Origin of the sequence: Pseudoalteromonas pernae, assembly GCF_039831865.1 — a bacterium.
In the GTDB taxonomy this organism is placed as follows: Bacteria; Pseudomonadota; Gammaproteobacteria; order Enterobacterales; family Alteromonadaceae; genus Pseudoalteromonas; species Pseudoalteromonas pernae.
Genome location: NZ_JBDODM010000002.1, coordinates 654,934 through 680,355, shown reverse-complemented (window position 1 = coordinate 680,355; position 25,422 = coordinate 654,934). Strand labels below are relative to the sequence as shown.

Annotated in this window: 19 protein-coding genes; 12 read left to right on the top strand and 7 right to left on the bottom strand. The window is 45.4% G+C overall.

Annotated elements, in window-relative coordinates:
• Nucleotides 1-186 precede the first annotated feature (186 nt).
• Together V1358_RS07300 and V1358_RS07295 are read left to right on the top strand one after the other, a co-directional pair.
• Complete coding sequence (locus V1358_RS07300; protein ID WP_347393066.1) at nucleotides 187-1,584, top strand: NAD(P)/FAD-dependent oxidoreductase; 1,398 nt, start codon at nucleotides 187-189, stop codon at nucleotides 1,582-1,584.
• A 154-nt stretch (nucleotides 1,585-1,738) separates the two neighbouring features.
• The gene (locus V1358_RS07295; protein WP_347390424.1) at nucleotides 1,739-2,404 is read left to right on the top strand and encodes a TorF family putative porin; all 666 of its coding nucleotides are present in this window, start codon (nucleotides 1,739-1,741) and stop codon (nucleotides 2,402-2,404) included.
• Between the two features lie 101 nt (nucleotides 2,405-2,505).
• Here the strand turns inward: V1358_RS07295 and sfsA are convergent, their stop codons facing one another.
• Nucleotides 2,506-3,219, bottom strand: a complete 714-nt coding sequence (sfsA, locus tag V1358_RS07290; protein ID WP_347393065.1) for a DNA/RNA nuclease SfsA — start codon at nucleotides 3,217-3,219, stop codon at nucleotides 2,506-2,508.
• Nucleotides 3,220-3,297: 78 nt separating this feature from the next.
• On the opposite strand from sfsA, the gene pepB reads away from it, so the two are divergent.
• The gene (gene pepB, locus V1358_RS07285) at nucleotides 3,298-4,593 is read left to right on the top strand and encodes an aminopeptidase PepB (RefSeq protein WP_347393064.1); all 1,296 of its coding nucleotides are present in this window, start codon (nucleotides 3,298-3,300) and stop codon (nucleotides 4,591-4,593) included.
• Nucleotides 4,594-4,632: 39 nt separating this feature from the next.
• On the opposite strand, the gene V1358_RS07280 is transcribed toward pepB, so the two are convergent.
• The gene (locus V1358_RS07280) at nucleotides 4,633-4,869 is read right to left on the bottom strand and encodes a hypothetical protein (RefSeq protein WP_347390427.1); all 237 of its coding nucleotides are present in this window, start codon (nucleotides 4,867-4,869) and stop codon (nucleotides 4,633-4,635) included.
• Between the two features lie 140 nt (nucleotides 4,870-5,009).
• Here V1358_RS07280 and V1358_RS07275 point away from each other — a divergent pair, with 140 nt between their 5' ends.
• The 5 genes from V1358_RS07275 (at nucleotide 5,010) to V1358_RS07255 (ending at nucleotide 13,249) form a co-directional block, all read left to right on the top strand.
• Nucleotides 5,010-6,446: a GGDEF domain-containing protein gene (locus V1358_RS07275; RefSeq protein WP_347393063.1), complete on the top strand. Its 1,437-nt coding sequence runs from the start codon at nucleotides 5,010-5,012 to the stop codon at nucleotides 6,444-6,446.
• A 65-nt stretch (nucleotides 6,447-6,511) separates the two neighbouring features.
• Nucleotides 6,512-7,105 (top strand): fumarylacetoacetate hydrolase family protein, encoded by a 594-nt coding sequence (locus V1358_RS07270; RefSeq protein ID WP_347393062.1) that lies wholly within the window; start codon nucleotides 6,512-6,514, stop codon nucleotides 7,103-7,105.
• A 70-nt stretch (nucleotides 7,106-7,175) separates the two neighbouring features.
• Nucleotides 7,176-9,320 carry an exonuclease domain-containing protein gene (locus V1358_RS07265; RefSeq protein WP_347393061.1) on the top strand — a complete coding sequence of 715 codons (2,145 nt, stop codon included), beginning with the start codon at nucleotides 7,176-7,178 and terminating at the stop codon, nucleotides 9,318-9,320.
• Nucleotides 9,320-9,937 (top strand): LysE family translocator, encoded by a 618-nt coding sequence (locus tag V1358_RS07260; protein WP_347390431.1) that lies wholly within the window; start codon nucleotides 9,320-9,322, stop codon nucleotides 9,935-9,937. Before V1358_RS07265 ends, V1358_RS07260 begins: the two co-directional genes overlap by 1 nt.
• Before the next feature lie 228 nt (nucleotides 9,938-10,165).
• Nucleotides 10,166-13,249: an ATP-binding protein gene (locus tag V1358_RS07255; RefSeq protein WP_347393060.1), complete on the top strand. Its 3,084-nt coding sequence runs from the start codon at nucleotides 10,166-10,168 to the stop codon at nucleotides 13,247-13,249.
• A 55-nt stretch (nucleotides 13,250-13,304) separates the two neighbouring features.
• On the opposite strand, the gene V1358_RS07250 is transcribed toward V1358_RS07255, so the two are convergent.
• Together V1358_RS07250 and V1358_RS07245 are read right to left on the bottom strand one after the other, a co-directional pair.
• Complete coding sequence (locus V1358_RS07250) at nucleotides 13,305-14,357, bottom strand: aldo/keto reductase (RefSeq protein WP_347393059.1); 1,053 nt, start codon at nucleotides 14,355-14,357, stop codon at nucleotides 13,305-13,307.
• A gap of 3 nt (nucleotides 14,358-14,360) precedes the next feature.
• Nucleotides 14,361-14,795, bottom strand: coding sequence for an acyl-CoA thioesterase (locus tag V1358_RS07245; RefSeq protein WP_347393058.1), 435 nt, complete (start codon nucleotides 14,793-14,795; stop codon nucleotides 14,361-14,363).
• A gap of 254 nt (nucleotides 14,796-15,049) precedes the next feature.
• On the opposite strand from V1358_RS07245, the gene V1358_RS07240 reads away from it, so the two are divergent.
• Nucleotides 15,050-16,609 carry a methyl-accepting chemotaxis protein gene (locus V1358_RS07240; protein WP_347390435.1) on the top strand — a complete coding sequence of 520 codons (1,560 nt, stop codon included), beginning with the start codon at nucleotides 15,050-15,052 and terminating at the stop codon, nucleotides 16,607-16,609.
• Between the two features lie 70 nt (nucleotides 16,610-16,679).
• Here V1358_RS07240 and V1358_RS07235 read toward each other — a convergent pair whose 3' ends face one another.
• From V1358_RS07235 to gorA, 3 genes are all read right to left on the bottom strand, one after another.
• Nucleotides 16,680-18,476 (bottom strand): hypothetical protein, encoded by a 1,797-nt coding sequence (locus V1358_RS07235; protein WP_347393057.1) that lies wholly within the window; start codon nucleotides 18,474-18,476, stop codon nucleotides 16,680-16,682.
• A gap of 90 nt (nucleotides 18,477-18,566) precedes the next feature.
• On the bottom strand, nucleotides 18,567-19,547 hold the full coding sequence (locus tag V1358_RS07230; RefSeq protein ID WP_347393056.1) for a helix-turn-helix domain-containing protein: 981 nt from the start codon (nucleotides 19,545-19,547) through the stop codon (nucleotides 18,567-18,569).
• Nucleotides 19,548-19,774: 227 nt separating this feature from the next.
• Nucleotides 19,775-21,136: a glutathione-disulfide reductase gene (gene gorA, locus V1358_RS07225; RefSeq protein ID WP_347390438.1), complete on the bottom strand. Its 1,362-nt coding sequence runs from the start codon at nucleotides 21,134-21,136 to the stop codon at nucleotides 19,775-19,777.
• A 135-nt stretch (nucleotides 21,137-21,271) separates the two neighbouring features.
• Between gorA and prlC the strand changes: the two genes are divergently transcribed.
• From prlC to V1358_RS07210, 3 genes are all read left to right on the top strand, one after another.
• Nucleotides 21,272-23,311 carry an oligopeptidase A gene (gene prlC / locus V1358_RS07220; protein WP_347393055.1) on the top strand — a complete coding sequence of 680 codons (2,040 nt, stop codon included), beginning with the start codon at nucleotides 21,272-21,274 and terminating at the stop codon, nucleotides 23,309-23,311.
• Nucleotides 23,312-23,452: 141 nt separating this feature from the next.
• On the top strand, nucleotides 23,453-24,499 hold the full coding sequence (locus tag V1358_RS07215; protein ID WP_347390440.1) for a response regulator: 1,047 nt from the start codon (nucleotides 23,453-23,455) through the stop codon (nucleotides 24,497-24,499).
• Between the two features lie 62 nt (nucleotides 24,500-24,561).
• Nucleotides 24,562-25,323: a class I SAM-dependent methyltransferase gene (locus V1358_RS07210; RefSeq protein ID WP_347393054.1), complete on the top strand. Its 762-nt coding sequence runs from the start codon at nucleotides 24,562-24,564 to the stop codon at nucleotides 25,321-25,323.
• Nucleotides 25,324-25,422: the final 99 nt, after the last annotated feature.

Genomic DNA, 25,422 nt, shown 5'->3' with positions numbered 1-25,422 from the left:
GCAAAGCTCAGGTTAACTAAAAATTTTTATTTTATAGCTACCTGTTAGGGGGTATCAAAAAAATCTAGTAAAGCTAATTTAGTGCCATACTTTAGGTGTGAGTTATAACCAGATGAATGTGTCTTTTATTCTAAGGTTTTATAGCGGTGCTTTATTCACACCAATACTTTAATCGGAGTTGGTACTATGCAAGATAAAGCAAAGCTAGCATTAGAAAATACGAAGTTTTTCCCTTTCTGGCTTGATAATCCGGCGCGCCCTCGCCCAGAGAACAAGCTCGAATTTCATATCAAAACGGATCTGCTTATCGTTGGCAGTGGTTTCACCGGGTTATGGACAGCCATTCAAGCAAAGGAACAAAATCCGCAACGTGATGTTGTGGTGATTGAGGCGAACACTGCCGCGATTGGCGCATCAGGACGTCCTGGCGCGATTCTTTCAACCTCGCTTATGCACGGCATGGAAAACTCAAACCGACTATTCGAAAAAGAAATGGATGAGTTAGAGCGCCTTGGCAAAGAGAACATGGATCAATTCCGTGCCACCATCGAAAAGTACAACATTGACTGTGATGTGGAGTGGACGGGCGAATTAACCGTTGCTGTTGGTAAACACGGTATTTCTGACATCAAAACAGAGCACGAGCTATACGTTAAGTTCGGCCATGATGCGCACCTGCTCAGCAAAGAAGAAGTTAATAAAGAAATCAACTCGCCGATATTTGAAGGCGGGCTTTGGTCTAAAAAGCGCTCCGGTACTATTCACCCAGCAAAATTGGCTTGGGGTTTGAAGCGTGTCGCCAAAGAATTGGGTGTTATTTTCTATGAAAATACGCCAATGATTAAGAGCACCAGTAAGGGCCAGCGTGTACTAGTGAAAACGCCACAAGGTAGTGTGTTGGCGAACAAGGTTATTCTTGCCACCAATGCGTTCACTAAGCACAACAGAAAAATCAGTAAAAAGGTTGCAGCTATTCGTGACCGTATTGTCATGACTGAGCCACTTACTCAGGCCCAGCTTGATGAGCTTGGCTGGCATAATCGCCAAGGTATCTATGACACCCGTACGCAATTGAATTATATGCGTCTTACCAAGGACAACCGTGTGTTATTCGGTGGTCGTCTAGGTTATTTCTTCGATAACAACACTGATCCTGAGCACGATAAAACGCCAGAGCCTTATGTGCGTTTGGTTGAGTCTATGTATAAAACCCTCCCAGCACTTCGTGATGTGAAAATCTCCCATGCGTGGAGTGGCCCAATTGCGCTGACTACGCGCATGGCGGTGCATTATCAGACGTATCATGGCGGTAAGATGATTTACGCCGGTGGTTATTCTGGCTTCGGTGTAACGGCGAGTCGCTTTGCCGCCCGTGTCGCGCTTGCGATTGTAGACGATATTGATATTCCTGAACGCCATCTTGATTTTGCACGTACCACTCCTGCGTGGATCCCACCGGAGCCGTTCCGTTGGTTAGGTGCGATGATCACCATGTATGCATTGGATACTTGTGATGAGAAGCGCGGTTGGCGAGTGCCTTGGTTACGCATGGTCGACAAGATTGGCTTCCCGCTGAAACCATAAATATCTCTCGGTGCGGCACATTTTTGTGGCGCACTAGGAACCCAGCTCCTAAAATGCAGTGAAATCGCGATAACCCCCCTGTTTAGGGGTATCCCCCCAAGCGAGGGCACACTATGTTAGTGAGCGATAACAAAGATAATAACAGGGTAAATATATGAAACTTAAAACTCTCGCAGCGGCACTGGTTTTAGCAAGTGCAGCACCTATGGTTAATGCGCAAATCAGCGTAACAGGTACATTAACGTCAGATTATGTATTCCGTGGTGTAAGCCAAACCGATAGCTCACCAGCAATCCAAGCAAGCGTTGATTACGAGCATGACAATGGCTTTTTCGCGGGTGCATGGGCGTCAAATGTAGATTTTGACGATGATGCTAACGCTGAGATTGATTATTACGTGGGGTACTACGGTGAATTATCAGACGCACTTGCGTACGACGCATCGTACACTTACTACACGTATCTAGGTTACGGTAGCGACGAAGACTACGATTACGGTGAAGTGATCCTTAATGCCTACTACAATGCTTTTACCTTCACTTATGGCTATGCCAATGACTACGCGAACCTAGGTGATGCGGCTCACTACCTAAGTGCAGCGTATGAGTTTGCACTTCCAGAAGATTATGCACTGACCATCCAGTCTGGTTACAGCTTTGGCGATGCTTACGATGACTACGAGTACATCGATTACAGCGCAACACTAGCTAAAACATTCAGTGGTTTTGACGTATCGGCTGCCATTATTAATACCGACATCGACGACGCAGACGACAACTCAGATTTTCGCTTCGTATTAAGTGTGTCTCGTACTTTCTAACGAGCGCTTTAGATGAGGTAAAACGTTCGCTCTGTGCGCACGCAGAGCGAATATTCCATCCTCACCATGTTCTCCCTTTATTCGGCCATCTCAAATTGCGTTTAAGAGGCGTGAATAAATTTCAGTGCATGGGTGAGGGTGACTTCATGTTCACTCACTTTGGCTTTATACACCAAGACTTCCACACCCGCTTGCACGGCTTCGCTAAGTAATTGAGCATATTTGGGGTCAATGTGATCCGCAGCGGCCACATTGTCTATGCCAGTGTGCAGGACCGTAAATAATAGCACCGCTCGATGTCCTTGCGCCTTCATTGCCATAAGTTCCCGCAAGTGCTTTTGCCCACGCAGCGTTTGCGCATCTGGAAAGTAGCCACGACCGTTTTCTTCTAGCAATGTCACTGACTTTACTTCGATGTAGCAATCAGTTTTATCTGTATCTGTGAGCAAAATATCGATGCGGCTGTTTTCGTCGCCATATTTCACTTCGCTCAATAGGGTGTCATAGCCTTGAAGCTCTTCGATAACGCCTTGTTCAATGGCTTCTATGGCAACTTTATTCGCGATAGCTGTGTTAACGCAGATCAGGTCCCCCGCGTAATTACTGGAAAGCTCCAATGAGTGTGGGTACTTGCGTTTAGCGTTATCACTGGTGGAGTAATATGCGCTAACACCTGACTCGGCGCAGCCCGTCATTTTGCCAGTATTGGCGCAGTGGACTGTGAACTCATGGCCATCAGGGTGGCGTAAATCCACTAAAAAGCGCTTGTAACGTTTGAGTAAGGTGGCACGTTGAAGGGGCGGTGAAAATAACATTAATCGTACTTCGCTTTAGAACTGCATGTCCCTAGTGTAAACTGCTAGTAATTGTAATCACAGTCCAAGAGGACCCACATGAGTCAACAATTTTTAGTACAACTAAGCGAGCAAGCAGCACCTGCACACTGGGGTGAAACGGCATCTGTATCTTTCAATGAGCAAGGTGCAACAGTGCACTTGAGTGAAACTGACACTTTGAAAAATGTGCAAAAGGCAGGTCGTGCCATTGCTAATCAAGGCGTAAAAGCGGTCACCCTTGCTGGAGATACATGGTGCACTGAAAGCCAGTGGGCTTTCTATCAAGGTTTTGTAAGCCCGAAAGTACTAGATGGCGTTGAGTTTGTTGAAAACGCACAAAGCGACATGAAAGAACTGGCTGCATTAAAGCAATCGGCTATTTGGATGCGCCAGATGATCAACGGCACTGCTGAAGACATCTTCCCAGAGAGTCTTGCTGAAAAAGCGGGTGAGTTCATTCAGTCTTTAGCACCTGAACACGTTAGCTACCAAATTATCAAAGGTGAAGCGCTTAAAGAACAGCAGTGGATTGGTATTTACGAAGTGGGTCGCGGTAGTGACCGTCCGCCAGTCTTGCTTGAGCTTGACTTCAACCCTACGGGTGATGACAACGCACCTGTTGCGTCAGCACTTGTGGGTAAAGGTATTACCTTCGATTCAGGCGGTTACTCAATCAAGCCTAGTGAAGGCATGCTAACAATGAAGTGTGACATGGGTGGTGCGGCAACTGTTACTGCGGGTCTTGCTTTAGCTATCAATCGCGGTTTAGATAAGCGCGTTAAGATGTATTTATGCTGTGCAGAAAACCTCATCTCAGGTCATGCCTACAAGTTAGGTGACATCTTGACTTACAAAAATGGTACAACCGTTGAAATCGTTAACACCGATGCGGAAGGCCGCCTTGTGCTTGCGGATGGTCTGATGGCTGCGAGCGAGTCTGGTGCCGCAACCATTATCGACGCAGCAACATTGACAGGGGCAGCACTTGTGGCTGTTGGCCAAGAGTACAACGCGTTGTTTGGTCTTGATAATGACATGGTGCGCGATGTTGAAAACTACGCCAACGATGAGTTCGAGGGTGCTTGGCGCCTACCGCTGGAAAAATTCCACCAAAACAATTGCCCGTCGCCTTATGCAGACACGGCAAACAGTCGCCCACAAAAAGGCGGTGGTTTCGGCGGTGCATCGAATGCAGCAGGCTTCCTATCACGCTTTGTGCGTAATGACGGCCAAGGTTGGGTGCACATGGACCTAGCAGCAGCATTCCAAAACACACCAACAAGCATGTGGTCTGCGGGTGCTACAACGCAAGGCATGCGTACAGTTGCGCGTACTTTGCAAGAAAAGTCGTAATTAACGACCCATTAAATGAGGTAGCACCGCTGTGCTACCTCATTTGAATTTTGTTTCTTTCCCTTCATTTTGCATCAGCAAAATAGTCAGATAAATCTTTGTCGGCAGCGACATAATTAGCCCTATAGCAATACACATAGCCCCAATCATAAAACTGTATACGCCAAAGTATTCGCGAAAAGAGTCAACCACCAACAGCGAGTGGCCAGCGATGATCAATAAGATGCCACAAACAATCACTAATTTGAGAATGCTCAAAGTGGATGGTGAACGCATAATTGCCTCCTTTAGCACTAGCTAATCTAACTAACCATAGTTTTGATTGGCCACCCTTGATCTAGCTCATTAATGCAACTTTTTTCCGATTTTGAAAACATGGGTTATACTGAGGCCAAAATAAGAACAGGGGCCTAATTTTGCGTTTAATTAAACCGGCTCAACTTTTATCTCCAACAAAAAGAATGTCATTCACTGAGCAAGTGAGCGTCTCGGTACAGCTTTTGGTGTGTGCCTTGCTGTACGTTGGCTTGGCAAAATTTGGTATGGCCTACATGGCAACCCAACCCACTAATATCACGCTTATTTGGCTCAGCGTAGGTGTGGCTATTGTGATGTTCGTGCGTTACGGTTTTTGGGCTGCGCCTTTTGTTTTTAGTGCTAGCTTTATAGCCAACTATTCGGGAATGGCGCAACCACAACAATGGTTAGGTGTGACCCACACTGCTGTTGCTGCGGTAATTGATATGATTGGCCCGTGTGTGATTGCAAGTTTGATTAATCGCTATTTACAGCATGGCCTAAGATATATCAGTGACCTGCTAAACCTGATCGTGCGCGCATGTCTGCTGCCAATTGTTATAACTGCTGTAGCCTTGACCGCCAATCTAATTGTCGGTGGTTACATCGGCCTTGATAGCTTCTTTATCTACGTCAATAAGTTAGTGCTCTCAGATATGCTCGGAGCGGTACTGGTGTACGCGATTTTTGATGCGTACCGTAACAATGAAATCACCATGAAAACACAACAGGTGAGTGCGGCGTTGGTTGCTTTGAGTGCTTCATTGCTAATGATGGTGGTTGCGAAGTTTTGGCTGGCGGGAGTTATATTTTTAGTCATTCCAGTATTTATAGCACTAGCCTTTATATGTGTTAGCCGCTACGTATACATCGTTCTTACTATTGCCAATGCGGCGTTGATCATTATTTTCAGTAACGATTTCGGGCCCTTTAGTCAGCCTCTAGAATTGCAATCGCAAGTCATGTTGCAGGCATTTATCTTTACTTTGAGCTTACTGACCATAGGCGTCTGTGTTGTCAAAGCTCAGCTCACCTATATCAATGACTCACGTCACTATTGGCGTGCACTTGCGCGTTACGATGACCTCACGGGTCTATTACAGCGAAATGCTTTTATGGAGATTTTAAGTAAGCGCTTACAAACAAGTGAGTTCAACAAGGTCAAAAGCTGTATCATCATCGCTGATTTGGATTTATTTAAACGTATCAACGATCAATTCGGCCATGAAGCGGGTGACGCCGTTTTAGCAGCTGTTGCTGATAGCTTTAGAGGTCAGCTTAGAGACCATGACTTAGCTGCGCGCTTTGGCGGTGAAGAGTTTGTGCTGTTACTCAGTGGTGTAGGCTTAGAACAAGGGCGCAGAATTGCCGAGCGAATTCGCCTCGCAGTAAGTGCGCTCAGTTTTGCCCAATACCCGGACTTACAAGTGACCATCAGCATGGGCGTTGCAGCTGTTGATTATGACTTAAATGAACCTTTTAAGGAGGCATTTAGTCAAGCAGATGGGCTTTTGTATGAAGCTAAACGCGAAGGTAGAAATCGCATTGTCTCATAACCTGCTTGCAGCATAAGTTTGAGCGCAATAAACTGATTGAAATGAATTAATTTAAGTCAGATTGAATGTCTTTAATCCCTAAAAAAATCACCTGTATTGGTCGCAATTATGTCGAGCATATTCAAGAGTTAGGCAATGCCATGCCCGATGAAATGGTGATCTTCAATAAGCCACCATCATGCATTAGCAAAACGCTCATCGCCCAGCACCAAGGAGAGACTGTGCATTATGAGGGTGAGTTGTGTTTTGTGATTGAAAATAATCGCCCAGTTGCCGTGGGCTTTGCGCTGGATTTGACCAAACGCGGAATGCAAAGCAAATTAAAGGAAAAAGGCCTACCTTGGGAACGTGCTAAAAGTTTTGATGGTGCCATTGTTGCCAGTGACTTTGTTGCTATTGAACAGGCCGACATCCCGAGCCTCAGCCTTAAGCTCTTTATCGACGGCAACCTTGTCCAACATGGCCATAGTTCCCATATGATTTACCCCGTACAGGCTGCTATCGACGAATTGGCGCTGTGGCAACAACTGCAAAACGGTGACTGGTTGTTGTCGGGCACGCCCAAGGGAGTGGGTGAGGTTAAATCTGGGCAGGTGTTTGAAGGCCAGGTTTTGCTTAACGAAACTGTTATTGTGTCAGCAAAATGGCAGACGCAATAAAAAGCGTATATTTACTGTATAAATAAACAGTGTTAAGCTCTTTGTTTGTTTTACCTAACAGTGTGTATGCATGGATAAAAAGGTCCTACCGCCACGCTACTATTTGGCGCATTTCAAAGAGTTTTTAAGCTATCATCAGCAGCACGCTTGGCATCTGTGCGATGATGCTGAGCGTAATTACATTACTCAATTCCTCGCGCTACCAGAGCATGCCCAATGTGTGCTTGTCCGCATGTACAATCGTAAATCTGATTTCGTTGAGCAAAGCAGCTTGAACTATGAAGAAATCAACGATGTACCGCTGGCTTTAGCCTTACTTAAGCGCAAACAATGGGTACGCCATATTCAAGAGCATGAATTTGCTGATTGGCTGGCATCGTTAACCAAAATGGAATTGGTAAATCTGTGCAAAGAGTTGGCCCTGCCTGGCATTGCTTTGTCAGCTAAGAAGCCGCTTTGGCTTGCTTATTGCCAGCAAACTTTGAGCTTTGGTCATGTGCGCCATTGCCACTTATTTCTGAGTTATCTTGTTCATAGCTACAATGATGTTTTGCAGTACTTACTGTTTTTATTTTTTGGCCATATCAATAGCTCAATGACACAATTCTCGTTGCGAGATTTAGGTGTCAGACGAACCAACAACAGCGATTCAGCAGCGCGGTTTGATGAACTGGAACATGCAAAAAGTGCGTACTTTTATGGTTGTTTACGACGACAAGCCAAAGAGCTGCAAGAGGCGCATCAGTTATTGGCACTGGTGCAACTCGTAAAGGAGGATGAAATCGCCCAAGGCTCTTTGGCACTGCGCTATCGCCATGAATTAGAGTATGTGCTGGGTAAGAAGCTATTAATGTTAGGCGATGAGTATCAATATCAAGCGCTTGATTTGCTGGTACATAGCGAACATCCCAAAGCGGTTGAATTGCTAATAAGGCAACGCTTCAAGCTCGGTGACAAGGACTGGGTCCAAACTAGGCTTGAGGCCATTATTGATGATCCAAGTTGCGAGCAAGTGTTGTTCTTCGCAGAGGATTTTTACGCGCTAAAGTTTGCCGGAAAACGAACGAGTGTTTTAACGGATTTACTGCGTGACAGCGAGCCTCTGTCGATCGACGAGGCGTACACGCACAGTGTCGAGCGCGGTGTCATTGATCTGTATAACCAGCGCCATGTTCGTGCAATTCATTGCGAGAACTCGCTATGGTTGAGCTTATTTGCTCTGTGCTTTTGGAGTGAGCTGTTTGAAAGTACTGAGGGGGGCGTTTGCACTGAATTTGACGTATTCCCAACCAGCCTCCGAGACGGGCGATTTTATTCCTTATTCCAAGCCAACATCGAAGCTGTGTTTTCACGATGTGATACGCCGTCGAAGCTTATTCATCACATCACTGCCAATGCGACTCGATATTATAATCAGCCCAATGCTTTTATTCGCTGGCATGAAGGCTTATTGGATCCATTAATCATTCTGATTGAACACGCCTCCCTAGATGCAATCTTCGCCCAGTTAGAAACCATGGCGAAAGACTTCTTCAATGCTAAAGATGGGTATCCAGATTTAATGGTTCTCGATGGTGAGCAACTGCGCTTTGAAGAAATCAAAGCCCCTGGTGATAGTTTGCGACGAAATCAACTGATTGCTATACGCCAGCTTCAGCGAGCTGGCTTTGACGTGCGAGTGCAAACCGTGCAGTGGCAGGTGAACCCTGAGCAAGCCTATGTGATTGTTGATATTGAAACCACAGGTGGCCAAAAAAATACGCATCGAGTCACAGAAATAGCGGCGGTGAAAGTCGTCAATGGCAAAGAAATCGCGCGTTGGCATTCTTTAATCAATCCAGAACGTCATATTCCGCGCTATATTACCGAGCTTACGGGAATTGATAATGCGATGGTGGCGCAAGCGCCAACGTTCGCGCAACAAGCGCATTCATTGTGGCAGTTTCTGCAAGGCGCTATTTTTGTGGCTCACAATGTTAATTTTGACTACGGCTTCTTGCGTGCAGAATTTGCGCGGACTGATCGCACGTTAAGTTTACCCAAGCTATGCACCGTGAGGTTGGCTCGAAAGCATTTACCTGGCCATGATTCTTATTCATTGGGAAAGCTATGTGCGGCCCTTGATATTGATTTGCAAGGTCATCACCGAGCTATGAATGATACGCTTGCCACGGTACACTTATTTGATTTAATTCAACAACAAAGGCAAGCGTAATGGAGTTAACAAACTGGCTCGCGTTAGTGGGAATTTGCTTTATGGGAGCCATGTCACCTGGACCTAGCTTGGCTGTGGTACTCAAGCACAGTTTGCATTCGGGGCGAGCTGGGGGCATTGTCTGCGCGGTAAGTCACGGCTGCGGTGTGGGTTTGTATGCGCTATTGGCCATACTCGGATTAGGTAGCTTACAACAGCAATGGCCATTGATGTTTAATCTACTGATCTATGCGGGGGCAGCATACTTGCTGTATTTGGCCTATGGCAGCTGGTGCAGCGGTGCTTCAAAGTTAAACATTGAAGAAGCTGGCAGTAATCGCCGCGGCGCTATACAGGATGGTTTCGCTATTGCGTTTTTGAACCCGAAATTGGCCATTTTCTTTGTTGCTTTATTTTCTCAGTTTATTCCTGCAGGCGACATGCCGTTGCAACAGCAAGTGATTATGGTGGCGACGCCAACGGTGATTGATACCTTATGGTATGTCCTTGTTGCACTGCTTTGCAGTCATCGCAAGTTTTATCCTTGGCTGGTTAGTAATCAGCTCATTATCAATAAGTTACTTGCATTAGCCTTTGTAGTGTTAGCATCGACAGTGATAATTAGGCAACTAGGCTAACTGGCGTTTACACCTGTATTGACGTCTTTCAACTAATCCGACATAAGGCCGTTTGAGTGGTGAACTTAAACGGCCTTTTTCTTGCCTTAACCCAGGACCACAACGGAGATATTTTTTTAATGCAAAGTATCTGTTTCGAGAATAGGCAATTTTCAGCAGATACACTTATAGTTATATATCGAGTGGTATTGATGCTGTGACGATGTACTCTACCTTTAGGGGCTTTTTGTGACTTGGTTTGAACGTTATGGATTAATTTGTATCGTAGCCGTGCTGAGCGCGCTGTTTATCGGTGCTGGCTTGTATAGTTATTCCATTGTGTCACAAACGCATGTCGATGAGTTGCATGAAGAGTTGGAAGATGCGCTCTCCAACCGTTTTTCTATGCTGCGTACACGCATCGACTATGGTCGGCGCGAGGTTAAGTTTTTAGCTAATACGCCCCCTAACTCGGGCATTATCAGGGCCATTGATAATCAGGGCTTCGATACCGTCGACAACACCAGCTTACAACAGTGGCGAGACCGACTTGCCACTATCTATTCCTCTTACATTCTTGAACATAATGACATCATTCAAATTCGCTATTTGTTAGTGAATGAGCGCTTCGAAGAGCTGGTGCGTGTAGATAGAGTCGCTAACGGCACTCGCCGTGTGCCAGAGGACAAACTACAAACTAAACGTGGCCGTGATTATATTATTCACAGCATGGACTTAGAGCCGGAAAATACCTACGTTTCTGACATTAACCTCAATCGCGAATTTGGCCGTTTGGCTGAGCCATTGCAGCCAACTTATCGCATTAGTCAGCTGCTTTTTGATGATAAGGGGGCTCCCCGCGCCATTGTTGTAATCAACTATGATGCCGGAGCGCTATTGCATGATCTAGCCACAGACATGCCCAGTAGCACTGGACTGTATGCTATCGGCGGTGAAGGGCAGTTTATCATTCACCCTGATGCGCGTTGGTTGTTTGCCAATGAGTACAGCGCGGCATTTACGCCTGCTCAGCAGCAGGTGGTAAATACTGGCGAAACCTTTATGGGGTTGCCGCTGTATCGCGATAAAATTTCGGCAATGAATGTTCTGGTCAATGAACGGTCTATAGATATTGGCAATTCTGCCCATCCCCTAAGTATTACCTTGATGAGTTATATGAAGCAGTCTGACGTTTATAAGGTCATCAAGAAAGAGTGGCACGTATGGCTGGGTGCTCTGATTTTACTGTATTTCTTAATGTTGATTGTGCTGGTTACCTATCATCACCTAGCTTCTCGACAACTGAAAATGTCTCATGAAATTTCTCAGTTTAAAGCCATTATTCAAAGTATGGATATGCCGGTATTCGGCCTTGATAGTGACCTAGTAGTGCGCAGCTTTAACGCTTCAGCACGACGCTTTTTTAATGCCACTGATGACGAGGCTATCGGTGAAAAATACTCTATCCTTTTGAATGTTCCTAATAAAGAGGCTAAGCAAATCGCCAAAAGTGTAAAACAGGGTCTGTACTTTGCGATGGATGTGGAACTTGTGGATGCCAAAGGCGAATTACGGCAGGTGCAGTTCAATGTGGTGCCGGTAAAAGATGAAGCGCGCGAAAAACTCGGAACTGCACTTATCTTGTATGACCGAACTGAAGAGTGGCTGCTGCGTGAACAGCTACAAGACATCAACAATTCGCTTGAAAAGAAAGTGTTAGCGCGTACTAAGCAATTGGAGTTGGCCCGCCAAGAAGCTGAAAAGGCCAATGAGGCGAAAAGCTTATTCGTCGCCAACATGAGCCATGAGTTGCGCACTCCTATGAACGGCGTGTTCGGCATGCTTAACCTAATTAAAAAGGAACCCCTCAGTGAGCAGCAACTGCATTATTTGCAGTTGGCACAAACCAGTGCTTCCAACCTCACAAGCCTAATCAATAGCGTACTCGATATTTCTAAAATTGAAGCAGGTAAGATGGAATTGGAAATGCATCCTGTGAATATTGAAGTGGTGTTGAATGAGCTGATCCAATCTAATTCCATCCGGCCTCTCGAAAAAGGTGTGTTCTTACTTCTTGATACCAGTGAACTCAATCACAAGTACTTTATGGGAGATATCACGCGTATTCGGCAAATATTCACCAATTTATTAAGTAATGCCATTAAGTTTACCGAGTCCGGCTATGTGTGTGTGTCTGTTATGGCTAAGTATGAGCAAGGAGCGTGTCGCTTAGGATTCAGTATTGAAGATTCAGGCGTAGGTATTGAGCCGAGTAAATTAGGGGATTTGTTTCAGTCCTTCACTCAAGCGGATAACAGTATTACCAGAAAATATGGTGGTACGGGACTCGGTTTGGCAATTACTAAACAATTGGTTGAATTGATGGAGGGAGAAATCAACGTTGAGAGTAAACCAGATAAGGGGTCACGCTTTTTTGGCCATATCATGTTGCACTCAATAGAACGCGATGAACCAGCAAAAAGCGTGCTTCAAGATTGTACCGCGGTGATTTTTGATGATTTAAGCAAACGCAAGGAAGTGGTGAGCAAAATCCTGCAATCATGGGGCGCCGAGATTAAACCTGCGGATTGGGAATCGCTACCAGCGCTCGTTCAGCGTAATGAACACAAGGACACACCGCTGTACCTTTTCGTGGCGATTAACAAAGATATCGCGCAAACGCACACGCAACTCAAGCGTCTATTTAAACAAACACAAGACGATGCGTTGCGTGTCGTTATGATGACTGGGGTACAGTCAGACAGAGAGTTTGTAGATAACTTTGAAAACGTGCAGAGCATTGGCTCGCCCATTTCTTCCATGTTAATAGCGCACACCTTGTTTGATGACAGTGAAGAGTACAGTCAAATCAGCGAGTCAGGCGCAGTAAATCAATATGACTTTGAAAGTGTATCGGGTTCGCGTCTGTTAATTGTGGATGATAACGCCATTAACCAAGCAGTGGTTAAAGGGGTCTTTAAAGACTTACCGTTAGAACTCAAAACATGTACCGATGGCCAGCAGGCTTTGGATATTCTAGCCAATGATCCTGATATTGATGTGGTGCTTATGGATTGCCAAATGCCCGTATTGGACGGTTACAGTGCCAGTTCGGCTATCCGTCGTGGTGATGCATCCGAGGCGTACATTGGTGTGCCCATTGTGGCAATGACAGCGAATGCGATGGCAGGGGATAGAGAGCGGTGTTTGCAGGCGGGGATGAGCGATTACATTACTAAACCGATAGACGCCGAACACTTATTAGAGAAGACCTATTACTGGCTGAGTGTAGCGCGTGTAAAAAAACGTGGCAGCCTTAAATTAAAAAGTTAGTGCTAGTCAAAAGTGAGCACTGAATTGCTCACTCTTAAATAGCACGTTAATGTCGTTAGAATGGTACTGGATATTCTTTAAGTACCGTATCTATTTGCGCTAATACTTCATCTTCTAAGGTGATTGCAAAGGCGTCAATGTTCTCTTGTAATTGCGCCATCGTCGTCGCACCAATAATGGTTGAGGTGACCCCTTGAATTTGATTACACCATGCCAACGCTAGCTGAGCCGTGGTAATACCGCGAGCGTGAGCAATCTCTTGATACTTGGCCACAGCCTGTTGTGCCAGCTCGGTATCGCGGAAAAGGCCATTGCGCTGAGAAATAGTCCAACGAGACCCATCAGGGCGAGCTCCACCCAGATACTTCCCGCTGAGCATGCCTCCAGCAAGCGGAGACCAAGGCAGGTAAGCGATGTCTTCATGGTGACATTGTTCGAGTAAATAAGGCCAGTCTTTAGCGTGCACCAAGCTGAATTCATTTTGGATAGAGACAACTGCAGGCAATGAGTACTGCTTTGCTAAGTCGAGATACTGACCGATACCCCAAGGCGTTTCATTCGAAAGTCCACAATGGCGAATTTTGCCTGCGCGTACACAGTGATCTAAGCCCTCTAAAATACTGTGCATTTGCGCGCGTTGCTGGCTTTTGTCGACGCTTTGAATGTCTATCATATCCGGCCAATGCTTGGCGAAATGAGGGGATGTTCTGTTTGGCCAGTGCAGCTGGAACAGATCGATGTAGTCCGTTTGTAGTCGCGCCAAGGAGTGGTCAACAGCTTCGATCACAGCTTCTTTGGTAATGTCACCACCGTCACGCACCCAGCTTAAGCCGTTGCCTGCAATCTTAGTGGCGATAATTACATCGTGGCGTTTATGACTGTTTCTGCTAAGCCAATCACCAATGATGCTCTCTGTTTTGCCGTAAGTTTCAGGCGTCGGCGGCACAGCGTACATTTCTGCGGTGTCGATAAAATTTACACCCTGTGCGAGCGCATAGTCGAGCTGCGCATCGGCATCAGCTTGGGTGTTTTGCCGACCCCATGTCATGGTGCCTAAACACACGCGAGATACTTTTAAGCCGCTGCGGCCCAACTTTGAATATTCCATGATCTACCTCTGTTCGTTGGTGTGCAGAAAGTCTAATAAAGTAGCATCCAGCGGCGCTTTTTGCATGGTCTTGAAATTAAACATCACTACTTTCGCTTGGCCTTGCGTCACAATTGCTTGTTGTGCACTGGAAAACACAGTGTAGTGAGTCATAAAGTGGGCGTCACCGATATCACTGATACTGACACCAATGAAAAGTGTGTCGGGGAAGGTCACTGGACGTTTGTATTTAGCGTAGTTATCAGCAAGCACAGGGCCGATTTGTTCTTTCTCGAGTCGGTCAAAGAGCCCCGCTTGGGTAAAAAAGTCGATACGAGCAATTTCAAAATACTTGAAGTACATGGTGTTATTAACGTGTTGCAGTGAATCCATATCACCCCATGCCACTTTGATTTCACAGGCTTTGGGAAATACTTCTAAAAATTCTTTTTTTGTCACTTGAGTGTCCTTGGTCGCAGTTACATGGTTCACATTATCATTGTGGCGTTTGTGAACACAATACACGCCCAGTGAACCTTAAAAACTCATGTTTTCACAGTGAGATGCGATGAATTATACAAAGCCGCTTATCGCGCATTGACAAAGTACCTTATATGGGTATTTTAGTCTGTGTTGTACCTTTTTTGGCATGGAAGCCTCAATTTTAGGTCACATCAATGACAAAGAATAATAACAACAGGTGGTAATAGTGTATGCAAGCAGGTCCGCAATCAGAACGTGAAGTTATCTACTCGGAACAGGATACGCTTCTTTCAACGACAGATTTAGATAGTCGAATAACGTATTCAAATGACAAGTTTTGTGACGTTGCTGGATTCTCATTAGATGAAATGCTGGGTCAGCCACATAACTTAGTCAGGCATCCAGACATGCCAAAGGAGGCATTTGCAGACCTGTGGCGAACTATTCAAGCCGGTGATTCATGGATGGCCCCAGTAAAGAATCGATGTAAGAATGGCGACTACTATTGGGTAAACGCTTTCGTGACACCTATTTGTGATGACAGCGGAAAAGTATATGAATACCAATCCGTGAGGACTAAGCCAAAAGCTGACGTCGTGGCTAGAGCGAAATTGGAATACAAGAAAATCAAGGAGGGCAAAAAAAGTAAGTGCGATAACAGTGAATATGACATGACCACCTTAATAATGGTGGGGCTTATTGTTTTATCTTTGCTTGCTATTACTCACACTATTGCATCTGACTTTTTTTGGCTCAGCTCAGTGATGTCGATGGTTACACTGGTACTGAGTTGGGTCTTTTTTCAATGGCGCCAACGTTATAAAAAAGTGGTTGCCAGGGCCAAGCAAGTCTACCCAAACAGTATGATGCTCTATCTTTACAGCGGCCATAAAGACACACTCGGATATCTCGATTTGGCAATGGAAATGCAGCAAGCGAAATTACGAGCTGTTGTTGGTCGAGTAAATGATGTGACCAAGCAAGTATATTCTAATGTGCAGCTCACCTCGTTTAATGGTGAAAAAGTAGCACAGTTGCTATCACAGCAATCAAATGAAGTGCATCAGATTTCCGATGCTATGGGCGAATTCTCAACAACCATTCGAGAGTTAGCAGCATCCATTCATCAAGCTGCGCAAAGCGCCGATAAGTTAGAACAGCATACTTCGTCAGGTAAGCAGTCGCTTGATTGTACGTTAGAAGATATTGAGCGTTTAGATGAGCAGCTGCAATCTGCCGCGACTGAGCTGCAAAGTTTGGTTCAGGGCAATGTTTTAATCGGCAGTATTCTTAATGAAATCAATGCTATTGCAGAACAAACTAACTTACTGGCTCTGAACGCAGCGATAGAGGCTGCGCGTGCAGGGGAGCAGGGCCGCGGTTTTGCTGTGGTCGCTGGAGAGGTGCGTTCGTTGGCACATAGGACACAACAATCAACCAAAGAAATCAGCCAGCAGATGGAAGCAATAAACCGTGCTTCTGAGAATGCGCAATCGGCCATGGAGCGCGGCATAGAGCTATCGAAACAGACGGTTGAAAATGCCAATTTTAGTGGCCAAAGCCTCAATGTTATTCAAGAGCAAGTGAGTGTTTTAGCTGATTTGAATCGCTGTGTTGCAACGGCAATAGAGCAACAGTCAGTGGTGGCAGAACAAGTTTCTAAAAACGTGGAGTCTGTTCGTGATCTCGCATACACCAGTGGCGAACACGGCAAAGAATCTGAATCATTGAACCACAGCTTACTGCATCAAGTTGACCAGCAGTCATCGTTAGTCTCGCAATTCAGCTAAGAACAGTTTGACCCTAACTAAAAAGGCTTAACCACACTGGTAAGCCTTTTTATTCTTACCCGTTGAGCAATTACTTGTCGATTTGCTTTGGCATTGTAATCGCTAGAATTGCCTCTAATGCGGGGTCTTCACCTGAGAAATATTGCTTGGAAGTCAATGACACAGGAATGTCGGGTGATATCCAAATTCGATGATCTTCAGCGCGACTTTGCTGGTGGAATTGACTGGAAATAAGTCCAGTTTGTTTACTGTAGGGTAAGTTAAACCAGCCAGCTTCACCTATCACGTTCGGGCGTGTGCCTGAGGGTTCACCAACAAAAATGGTCGGCACGATATTCGCGATTTTAACCGCGACGTCATGCCCCGCGGAGTAGGTATTTCGGCCAACCAGTACAAATAACTTGCCGTTGGGTTTAAATACTTTGAAAAACGCTGCGGTTGCAACTAATGGCGGGGTGAGCGAACCATTCCCCCCGCTATTGTGACGCAGATCCAATACCATATGTTCAATATTGTCCGATTTAAGCTGAGCTTGCAGCTGCTCAGCAAACTGCGCCAGTGATTGCTCTTTGGCGTTACGCACATCGTTAAATTGCACATATAACAGCATGTTGTTATCTATCACTTCGCTCCAGTAAGGCGTGGTGTTCTTTGAGAGATAATGTTGCTCTGGGTATTGCGCTAGTTTAGGCAGCTTCGGAAACCCCGAAAACTGCATAGGAAGTGATGCTGGAGAAATTGTCACTAACTCGCCTTGCGCAGACTTGAGAGTGAGCGAGGGCGTTTTATCATTGGTCAGTCCCAAACCGTGTAACACCTCGACGAGACTTAAATAATAAGGCCCCAACCACAGCGTTTGCATGCCATTGTCACTGGCGTTCACTTTTTGCGTCAGTGCCAACGCCTCACTCGCGGGTGTGTCGGCAAAGGCGATTACTTCATAGCCGATGTAGTGTTGGTAGTCGGAATTGGCTGCAATGATAAATAGACCATCATTAAATTGGTAAAATTGAAACGGGAGTTGCTTAAAATTTCCTGATTCTCCCCACGCAGGTATCAATAAATTGTGGCCATTGCCTAACATGGCGATGAGTTCCATAAACTGAAATACGATTTGTTGGTCGCTCAGTTTGGGGATTGATTGCTCAATTTCATGCACTTTTTTACTAAATTGTGCCGGCGTAATCTTGTGATACATGGCAACATGCAGACGCTTTATTTCAGCGACCAAAAAGGCGAGGTCATAACGCCATTTTTCATCTCTGCTTAAGTCGTCTCCAAGGTTATTCCCAGCCAATTCTTTGTATGCAGGTAGATGCGCATAACGCTGGAAGTGGGGATTAACGCCTGACGAAAATAAGCTTCTACCAGCAAGCGTAGGGCGGTCATCCCACCTAGCATCCAGTGCTTTTTTAAGCCATAGCTGCGCATTGGCTTGATCACCTTGTTCTGCAAACGCCTCTGCAATTTTAATCATTAAATCATTGGGGTTACTTGCGCCGGTTGGTATGCCTTTGAGGCTTACGCCCAGTGCAAGCGCTTGCTCTAATGGGGCAATTGCTGCGTGGTAATTGGCCTGTGCAAAGTCACTTAGACCTAGCAGGTACCATGTGTCGCCATCATATTGAAATTCATTAGTCAGGCGCTTGGTTAGTATGTTTACCTGATGCCATTGTTTTTGTTTGGCCAGCTTGATAGCGCGATTCTTTGTTTGAAAATACGTAACTGGGTCTGCAACGTTAACAGGCGTTGGTATCAGGTTCGCGGCTTGGTTAAATGTTTCGAATACGCGGTTGTTTTGAAAGGCTGACGTATTCGCGCCGTAACTTGCCAACAATGTCATCGATAAGATAATGAGCTTTTTCATAGGTATTCTCGCAATAGATTTTGCATCAGGCTATCGCTTTGGGCCTAAAAAAACGTCCGAAAGTAAGATTTTGGACGTTTTTTGCTTGTTTTATGCACCGTTCTGAGTGGCTTTTTTCTTATATTGACTTGGGGTTAGCCCAGTTTCTTTTTTAAATACAGCATTGAATGTTGATTTAGAATTAAACCCCGCCTCAAACGCCAGCTCAATTAGACTGAACTTAGTACCTAGGCTATTAGCGGAGCTATTGTCGAGCAGAGTTTGCACATGATGAACACGGTGGCGATTAATGTATTCACAAAAGTTAAGCCCTGTAGAAGAATTGATAGCCGATGAGATATCTTTACTATTTATACCAAGGTGGTTGGCGAGATCGGTCAAGGTAAGGCGCGGCTGCTGGTATAACAATTGCGTTTTGACGATCTGCTCAATATTGGAGAATATTTCTGTGTTGAGTGCATCATTTGATGATGGTGCGATGGGTGTTTCAGAACTTTGCTCTGGAGTATTGGGGCTTTGATACGTTTTTTTCACGGTATGAAACAGCAAAAAGCTAAACATGATTAGCAACAAAATTTCGTTCAGTAAGTACCAATGCATTTTTAAATCGATTGGAGTAATGGTTTGAACATTCATGCGTAGCAAATCAAACACCACTATAACACCAAAAATAAGTAATGCTTTTAGCAACCATTTCATCTTCAACGTTTCTGCATCGGAGCGCTGTTGCATCAGGGAATTGTGGTAGGCGCTGAGATAACGGTATGAACAATAAAAGTAGATGAGTTGACTCACTGTCCCGATGAAGATGATGGTTTGGGTGTAACGCGTAAAAAACACAGCACATATTGCAGGCAATGCATGGAGCAATAACGTGTTTATCTTTTGCTCCGTCTGGGTGGTAATGGACAAAGTGTAAAAATACACGAGGGGCCCGTAGAGAAGCGTGAATACGGGTGTGATTAAATAGCCGCTTGGATACAGTCCTTCCAATAAATTAAACGCACACACAACACCTTGAAACACAAACAGCAAAACAAGCGAGCGACTGTGTTGTTGACTGTTAATCAATAAAGCACCAAAAAGCATTTGAAATAGAAAAATAAATTGCACAAGGTGCACAGGGTATAGGGTGATAGACTGCAAAATTGACTAGTCGCTATTGTTTTATTGAAGTTTATCAACTCATAACCCATTTTGTCATTTAGGCATAAAAAAACCTTGCGATAACTGCGCAAGGTTTTTATTCGCTGGATGTCGAACCGCGCGCCCCACTATGGATACTCGCCCAAGCTGCTTTATCTCATGGTCACAAATTCTTCAGACCCAGTTGGATGAATCGCCACAACCGCGTCAAAATCAGCTTTCGTTGCGCCCATCTTCATTGCTACAGCAAAGCCTTGAATCATTTCGTCTACGGCAAAACCAATACCGTGTAAGCCAATGATTTTTTCATCTGGGCCAAGGCATACAAGCTTCATTGAACATGGTTGACGGTGTTGTGTAACCGCTGTGTACATAGCAGCGAAGCTTGAGGTATACACCTTAATGTTTTCTTCGCCATGCTGTGCAATCGCTTCGTGCTCACTGAGGCCAATTGTGCCAATAGGAGGGTGGCTGAACACTACGGTTGGCACTAAGTTGTAATCCATTTTCAGGTCATCAGGCAGGTCTTTATTGAATAAACGCTCTGACAAAATACGGCCTGCTTTCACCGCCACAGGGGTGAGTTCAATACCGCCTTCAATGATATCACCGACCGCATACACACCTTTTGCTGTAGTGTTTTGGTATTCATCGACTTTCACGTAGCCACTTTCGTTCACCTCAACACCTGCGGCGCTGATGTTAATTGCATCGGTGGTAGGTGTGCGGCCAATAGCCCAGATGACTTGGTCTACGTTCTGGCTGTGACCATTTTCGAAGTGAATGGTTAGGCTGCCATCGCTTTGTTTAACCACTTCTTTCGGTGAGCTTTCAGTGTGAAGTGTTGGTCCTTCTTTTTTCATCACTTCAACAAGGGTGTCCACTAACATAGTATCGAAGCTGCGAAGAGGCGCATGACGACGCACAAATAAGTGGGTTTCTGTGCCGAGGCTGTGAAGTACACCGGCAATCTCGACAGCGATGTAACCGGCACCGATTACTGCAACGCGCTTAGGTTGTTCGTTTAACTCAAAAAAGCCATTTGAATCAATGCCATATTCTGCGCCAGGGATATTTGGAATCGTTGGGCGACCACCTACCGCCACGAGAATGTGGTCAGCCGTGTAGTGTTCACCATTTACTTCAACCGTTTTATTATCAACAAACTTGGCAAAGCCATTGATAACGGTAACACCATTGCTTGCTAGGTATTTGTTGTAACCTTGGTGAATGCGACCAATGTAAGCCTCACGGCTCTCTACTAGTTTCTGCCAACTAAAGTCTTTTAGTTCAACATCAAAGCCATAGTCAGGTGCATACAGTTTAATTGCTTCGGCAATTTGTGCGCCATGCCACATCACTTTTTTAGGTACGCAGCCCACGTTTACACAGGTGCCACCCAAGTGAGTTGCTTCAATAAGTGCTACATTCGCACCGCGCATTGCTGCACGGTTTGCAGAAGCAATACCGCCACTGCCGCCGCCAATACAAATATAATCAAAGTGTTGAGACATTATATATTCCTATGAACTTTCATTGTCGTCTTGAAGTTGTCATACCATAGCAGAAATGACGCCGTTGATCTGCTCTTGTATTTTTCGTTATTGCCCCAAGAATGTAAGGTAATAAAAAATTGAAGAGAACGTCTAATGAGTAACCCATTAATCGCTTTGGAAGGTTTGCCTGTATTTTCAAAAATCAAACCAGAACACGTACAACCAGCAGTAGAGCACGCGATTAAAGAGTGCAAAGACACCATTGAGCAAGTGCTTGGCGCCCAAGATTTTACTTGGGATGGTTTGGTCATGCCGCTTGAAGAAGTGGATGACAAACTCAGTCGCCTGTTTTCCCCTGTGTCGCATATGCACTCAGTTGTGAATACCCAAGAACTGCGCGAGGCTTATGACGCTGTATTACCATTATTGAGTGAATACGGTACATTTGTAGGCCAACATCAAGGTCTTTTCGATGCTTACCAAGCGCTCGCCAATAGCGACGAATACGCGCAGCTATCAACAGCGCAGCAAAAGGTCATTGATAATGCGCTGCGTGATTTTACCTTGTCAGGCATTGCGCTAAACGACGAAGACAAAAAACGCTACGGTGAAATAGTCAGCCGCTTAAGTGAGCTGTCGAGCAAGTTTGGCAACAATGTCATGGATGCAACCCTTGCGTGGCAAAAGCACATTACAAATGAAGCGCAATTAGCGGGTTTACCAGAGTCTGCAAAAGCACTTGGGGCGCAAACGGCACAAAGTAAGGACCTTGAAGGTTGGTTATTTACCCTCGATATTCCATCTTACTTACCGATTATGATGCATGCGGACAACCGCGAATTGCGTCAAGAAGCTTACACCGCCTTTGTAACGCGTGCGTCGGATCAAGGGCCGAATGCCGGTGAATATGATAACAGCGCAATCATGGATGAAGAGCTAAAACTGCGCCACGAATTAGCGCAGCTACTTGGCTTTAAAAACTACGCTGAAAAGTCACTGGCGACTAAAATGGCTGACACACCAGAACAGGTCTTTGGTTTCTTAAACGATCTGGCTGCCAAATCAAAACCACAAGCACAACAAGAGCTTGAAGAGCTTCGTACCTATGCCCAGCAAATGCATGGTATCGAAGCGCTAGAGGCCTGGGATTACGCCTATTACAGCGAAAAGCTTAAGCAAGAAAAGTACTCAATCAGCGATGAACAGCTACGTCCTTATTTCCCTGAAGACAGAGTGTTGAGTGGCTTGTTCAAAACCGTTGAGAAACTTTTCTCAATTCGTGTGCAAGAGCAAAAAGAGTTTGATACTTATCATCCCGATGTGCGCTTCTTTGAGATTTATGACAGCAACAACACCTTACGTGGGCGTTTTTATCTAGACCTGTATGCGCGTGAACACAAACGCGGTGGCGCGTGGATGGACGACTGCATGGGCCGCAAAGTACGTTTGGGCGGTCAATTGCAAACGCCGGTTGCCTACCTTGTGTGTAACTTCAACCGCCCTGTGGGTGATAAACCTGCTTTGTTTACACACGATGAAGTGGTGACCTTATTCCATGAATTTGGCCATGGTTTGCATCATATGCTGACTCAAGTTGATGCAGGTGCCGTTGCCGGTATCAATGGTGTGGCGTGGGATGCGGTGGAACTACCAAGTCAGTTCCTCGAAAACTGGTGTTACGAGAGTGAAGCATTAGCGTTTATTTCGGGTCATTACGAAACGCATGAGCCACTACCCAAAGAGTTACTAGATAAATTATTAGCAGCGAAGAACTATCAAAGCGCGATGCAGATGATCCGCCAGCTTGAATTCTCTTTATTCGACTTCCATATTCATGCGGATTATGACCCGAGTAAAGGCAGCGAAATCCAAGCTATTCTAAATCAAGTACGTGAGCAGGTATCGGTTATTCAAGCGCCAAGCTTTAACCGTTTCCAGCATAGCTTCAGTCATATATTTGCTGGTGGCTACAGCGCGGGTTACTACTCTTATAAGTGGGCGGAAGTACTCTCGGCTGATGCGTTTTCGAAGTTTGAAGAAGAAGGAATTTTCAACCCACAAACGGGTCGCGAATTTTTGACTCACATCCTAGAGAAAGGCGGTTCAGAGGAACCCGCCGTGTTGTTTGAGCGTTTCCGTGGTCGTGCGCCGAGTGTAGATGCATTATTACGTCACAGCGGTATTGCTGCTTAGTAATTCCAAAACACGCTCAAGATTATTAAAAAAAAGCGCCTAAAATGGCGCTTTTTGTCTGTATTAGGTACTGATTTCTCTAGCAAAATCAGTGTCTCATACTATGCTTTTAATAATTCAATTTACGTCTAGGGATGCCAAATGGCGAAACTGGTACTCACCATCGATGATAATAAAGTTATTCACCACTTAGTGGAAGAAGCCCTTAATGGGGTTGCACAAGTCATTCATGCGAAAGATGGTGAGCATGGTATTCGTCAAGCCTTGAAACACAATCCCGATATCATTTTACTTGATGTTGAAATGCCGAAAATGGACGGCTACGCGGTGTGCAAAGCGTTAAAAGACGATCCACAAACAAGCCATACCCCTATTTTGTTTTTATCTGGTCGTGGTGATTTAGAAGAGCGGATGCGTGGTTACAATGCAGGTGCCGACGACTACATCATCAAGCCTTTTAACAGCGCGGAGCTCAAGGCTCGCATCGATGTGCTTTATCAGTACAAGCAGCGCTCCAAAGAGCTTGAGCATGAAATTAGTCGAGCCCAAAGCACAGCTGAGTTGGCGATGACAGACTCAGGTGATATGGGGCGCGTCATGCGCTACGTGAGCCAAACCTATAGCGCCCACGATGTACACACCTTGTCTCAGCATTTTTTCGCCTTTTTTGAGCCGATGGAGCTCGATATAGTTGTGGCCTTTTGGCTTGATGAAGGGGAAATGTTTTTTGCCAACCACGGCGCGGAATGCCCGCTTGAGCAAGAGTTACTTGAACAACATAGACACTCACAGCGCTTCGTTGATTTTGACGATAACACCATAGTTAATTACCCCAAAGTCTCTTTGTTGGTTAAGAATATGCCTTTGGGTGATCCTGCATTGTATGGCCGCTATAAAGACTTGTTCCCACACTTACTAGAAGCCACTCATGCTAAAGTCCAAGATATGGAAAACAGCAACAGCGCACTGCGCCATGCTGCCTTATTCGGTGAAGCCTTTAATGCCTTTGAGCATCGCTTAGTTGAGAACGATGCGATAAAGCAAAACCCTGAACTCGTGCAGTTTATTACTATACAAAGTGCGCAGTTGCATAAGTTACGTGGCGACTTAATCGAAAGTATTGAGCAATTTGCTCGTCCGCAAGGGTGCGAAGATGTGAGCAGTCAAACAGACATTGAGTTGTTTTAAGTCATCGACCTAATTCTTTTCTGATATCATAGGCACTCCTTTGTTTTGCCTCGGAGAAAGTGGTGCAAATCTATTGCCGAATTGAACAAGCGCAAGCGTATTGCGACTCCCTAGCTGCGCGTTTTAAGCTTGACCAATGCCATTTGGATGATGAATTTTATCTGCAATATGATGAGCATGGTTTGTCACTGGCCAAGCGCGATGAACCCAAGCTCAGCCCAATTCGTGTTGATTTCGTCAGTGGTGCGACTGCGCATCGTCGCAAGTTTGGTGGTGGTAAAGGACAGGCGATTGCAAAGGCCGTTGGCTTAAATAAAGGGGCCTTGCCGCACGTGCTTGATGCCACGGCGGGTCTGGGGCGAGACGGGTTTGTATTAGCGTCATTGGGTTGCAAAGTTACCTTATTTGAACGCCACCCTGTGGTAGCTGCGTTACTGTTTGATGGCCTTGAGCGCGCGTATATTGATGCCGAAATTGGCCCATGGATGAAAGAACGCATGCAACTGCATCATGGCAGTAGCCATGTGTTACTTTCGCAACTCCCTGAATTTGAAGATGAAGTGGAAGTGGTGTATCTCGACCCTATGTTTCCGCATCGCGAGAAATCAGCACTGGTCAAAAAGGAAATGCGTGTATTTCAGTCTCTTGTTGGCGATGATGCTGATGCTGATGACTTACTTACTCCAGCGCTGAACATTGCGAGCAAACGAGTGGTAGTGAAGCGTCCTGACTATGCGCCATTTTTGCAAGATAAAACGCCGAGCACGCAAATCAAAACCAAGAAAAACCGCTTTGATGTGTATGTAAACGCAGCCATGAAATAGTCTTGGTTTTAAAGTGGGTACATCGCACTTTTGTGCGCCTTTTAATACAAATGTCATAAATACTTAATAATCTACGCGCATCTACATTTTATTCATTGG

Excerpts from the sequence above, each read along its gene's own strand:
- V1358_RS07300 (WP_347393066.1), top strand. The coding sequence starts at position 187 with ATGCAAGATAAAGCAAAGCTAGCATTAGAAAATACGAAGTTTTTCCCT.
- sfsA (WP_347393065.1), bottom strand. The coding sequence starts at position 3,219 with ATGTTATTTTCACCGCCCCTTCAACGTGCCACCTTACTCAAACGTTAC.
- V1358_RS07295 (WP_347390424.1), top strand. The coding sequence starts at position 1,739 with ATGAAACTTAAAACTCTCGCAGCGGCACTGGTTTTAGCAAGTGCAGCA.
- V1358_RS07260 (WP_347390431.1), top strand. The coding sequence starts at position 9,320 with ATGGAGTTAACAAACTGGCTCGCGTTAGTGGGAATTTGCTTTATGGGA.
- V1358_RS07215 (WP_347390440.1), top strand. The coding sequence starts at position 23,453 with ATGGCGAAACTGGTACTCACCATCGATGATAATAAAGTTATTCACCAC.
- prlC (WP_347393055.1), top strand. The coding sequence starts at position 21,272 with ATGAGTAACCCATTAATCGCTTTGGAAGGTTTGCCTGTATTTTCAAAA.
- V1358_RS07240 (WP_347390435.1), top strand. The coding sequence starts at position 15,050 with ATGCAAGCAGGTCCGCAATCAGAACGTGAAGTTATCTACTCGGAACAG.
- V1358_RS07235 (WP_347393057.1), bottom strand. The coding sequence starts at position 18,476 with ATGAAAAAGCTCATTATCTTATCGATGACATTGTTGGCAAGTTACGGC.
- pepB (WP_347393064.1), top strand. The coding sequence starts at position 3,298 with ATGAGTCAACAATTTTTAGTACAACTAAGCGAGCAAGCAGCACCTGCA.
- gorA (WP_347390438.1), bottom strand. The coding sequence starts at position 21,136 with ATGTCTCAACACTTTGATTATATTTGTATTGGCGGCGGCAGTGGCGGT.
- V1358_RS07270 (WP_347393062.1), top strand. The coding sequence starts at position 6,512 with ATGTCTTTAATCCCTAAAAAAATCACCTGTATTGGTCGCAATTATGTC.
- V1358_RS07250 (WP_347393059.1), bottom strand. The coding sequence starts at position 14,357 with ATGGAATATTCAAAGTTGGGCCGCAGCGGCTTAAAAGTATCTCGCGTG.
- V1358_RS07265 (WP_347393061.1), top strand. The coding sequence starts at position 7,176 with ATGGATAAAAAGGTCCTACCGCCACGCTACTATTTGGCGCATTTCAAA.
- V1358_RS07280 (WP_347390427.1), bottom strand. The coding sequence starts at position 4,869 with ATGCGTTCACCATCCACTTTGAGCATTCTCAAATTAGTGATTGTTTGT.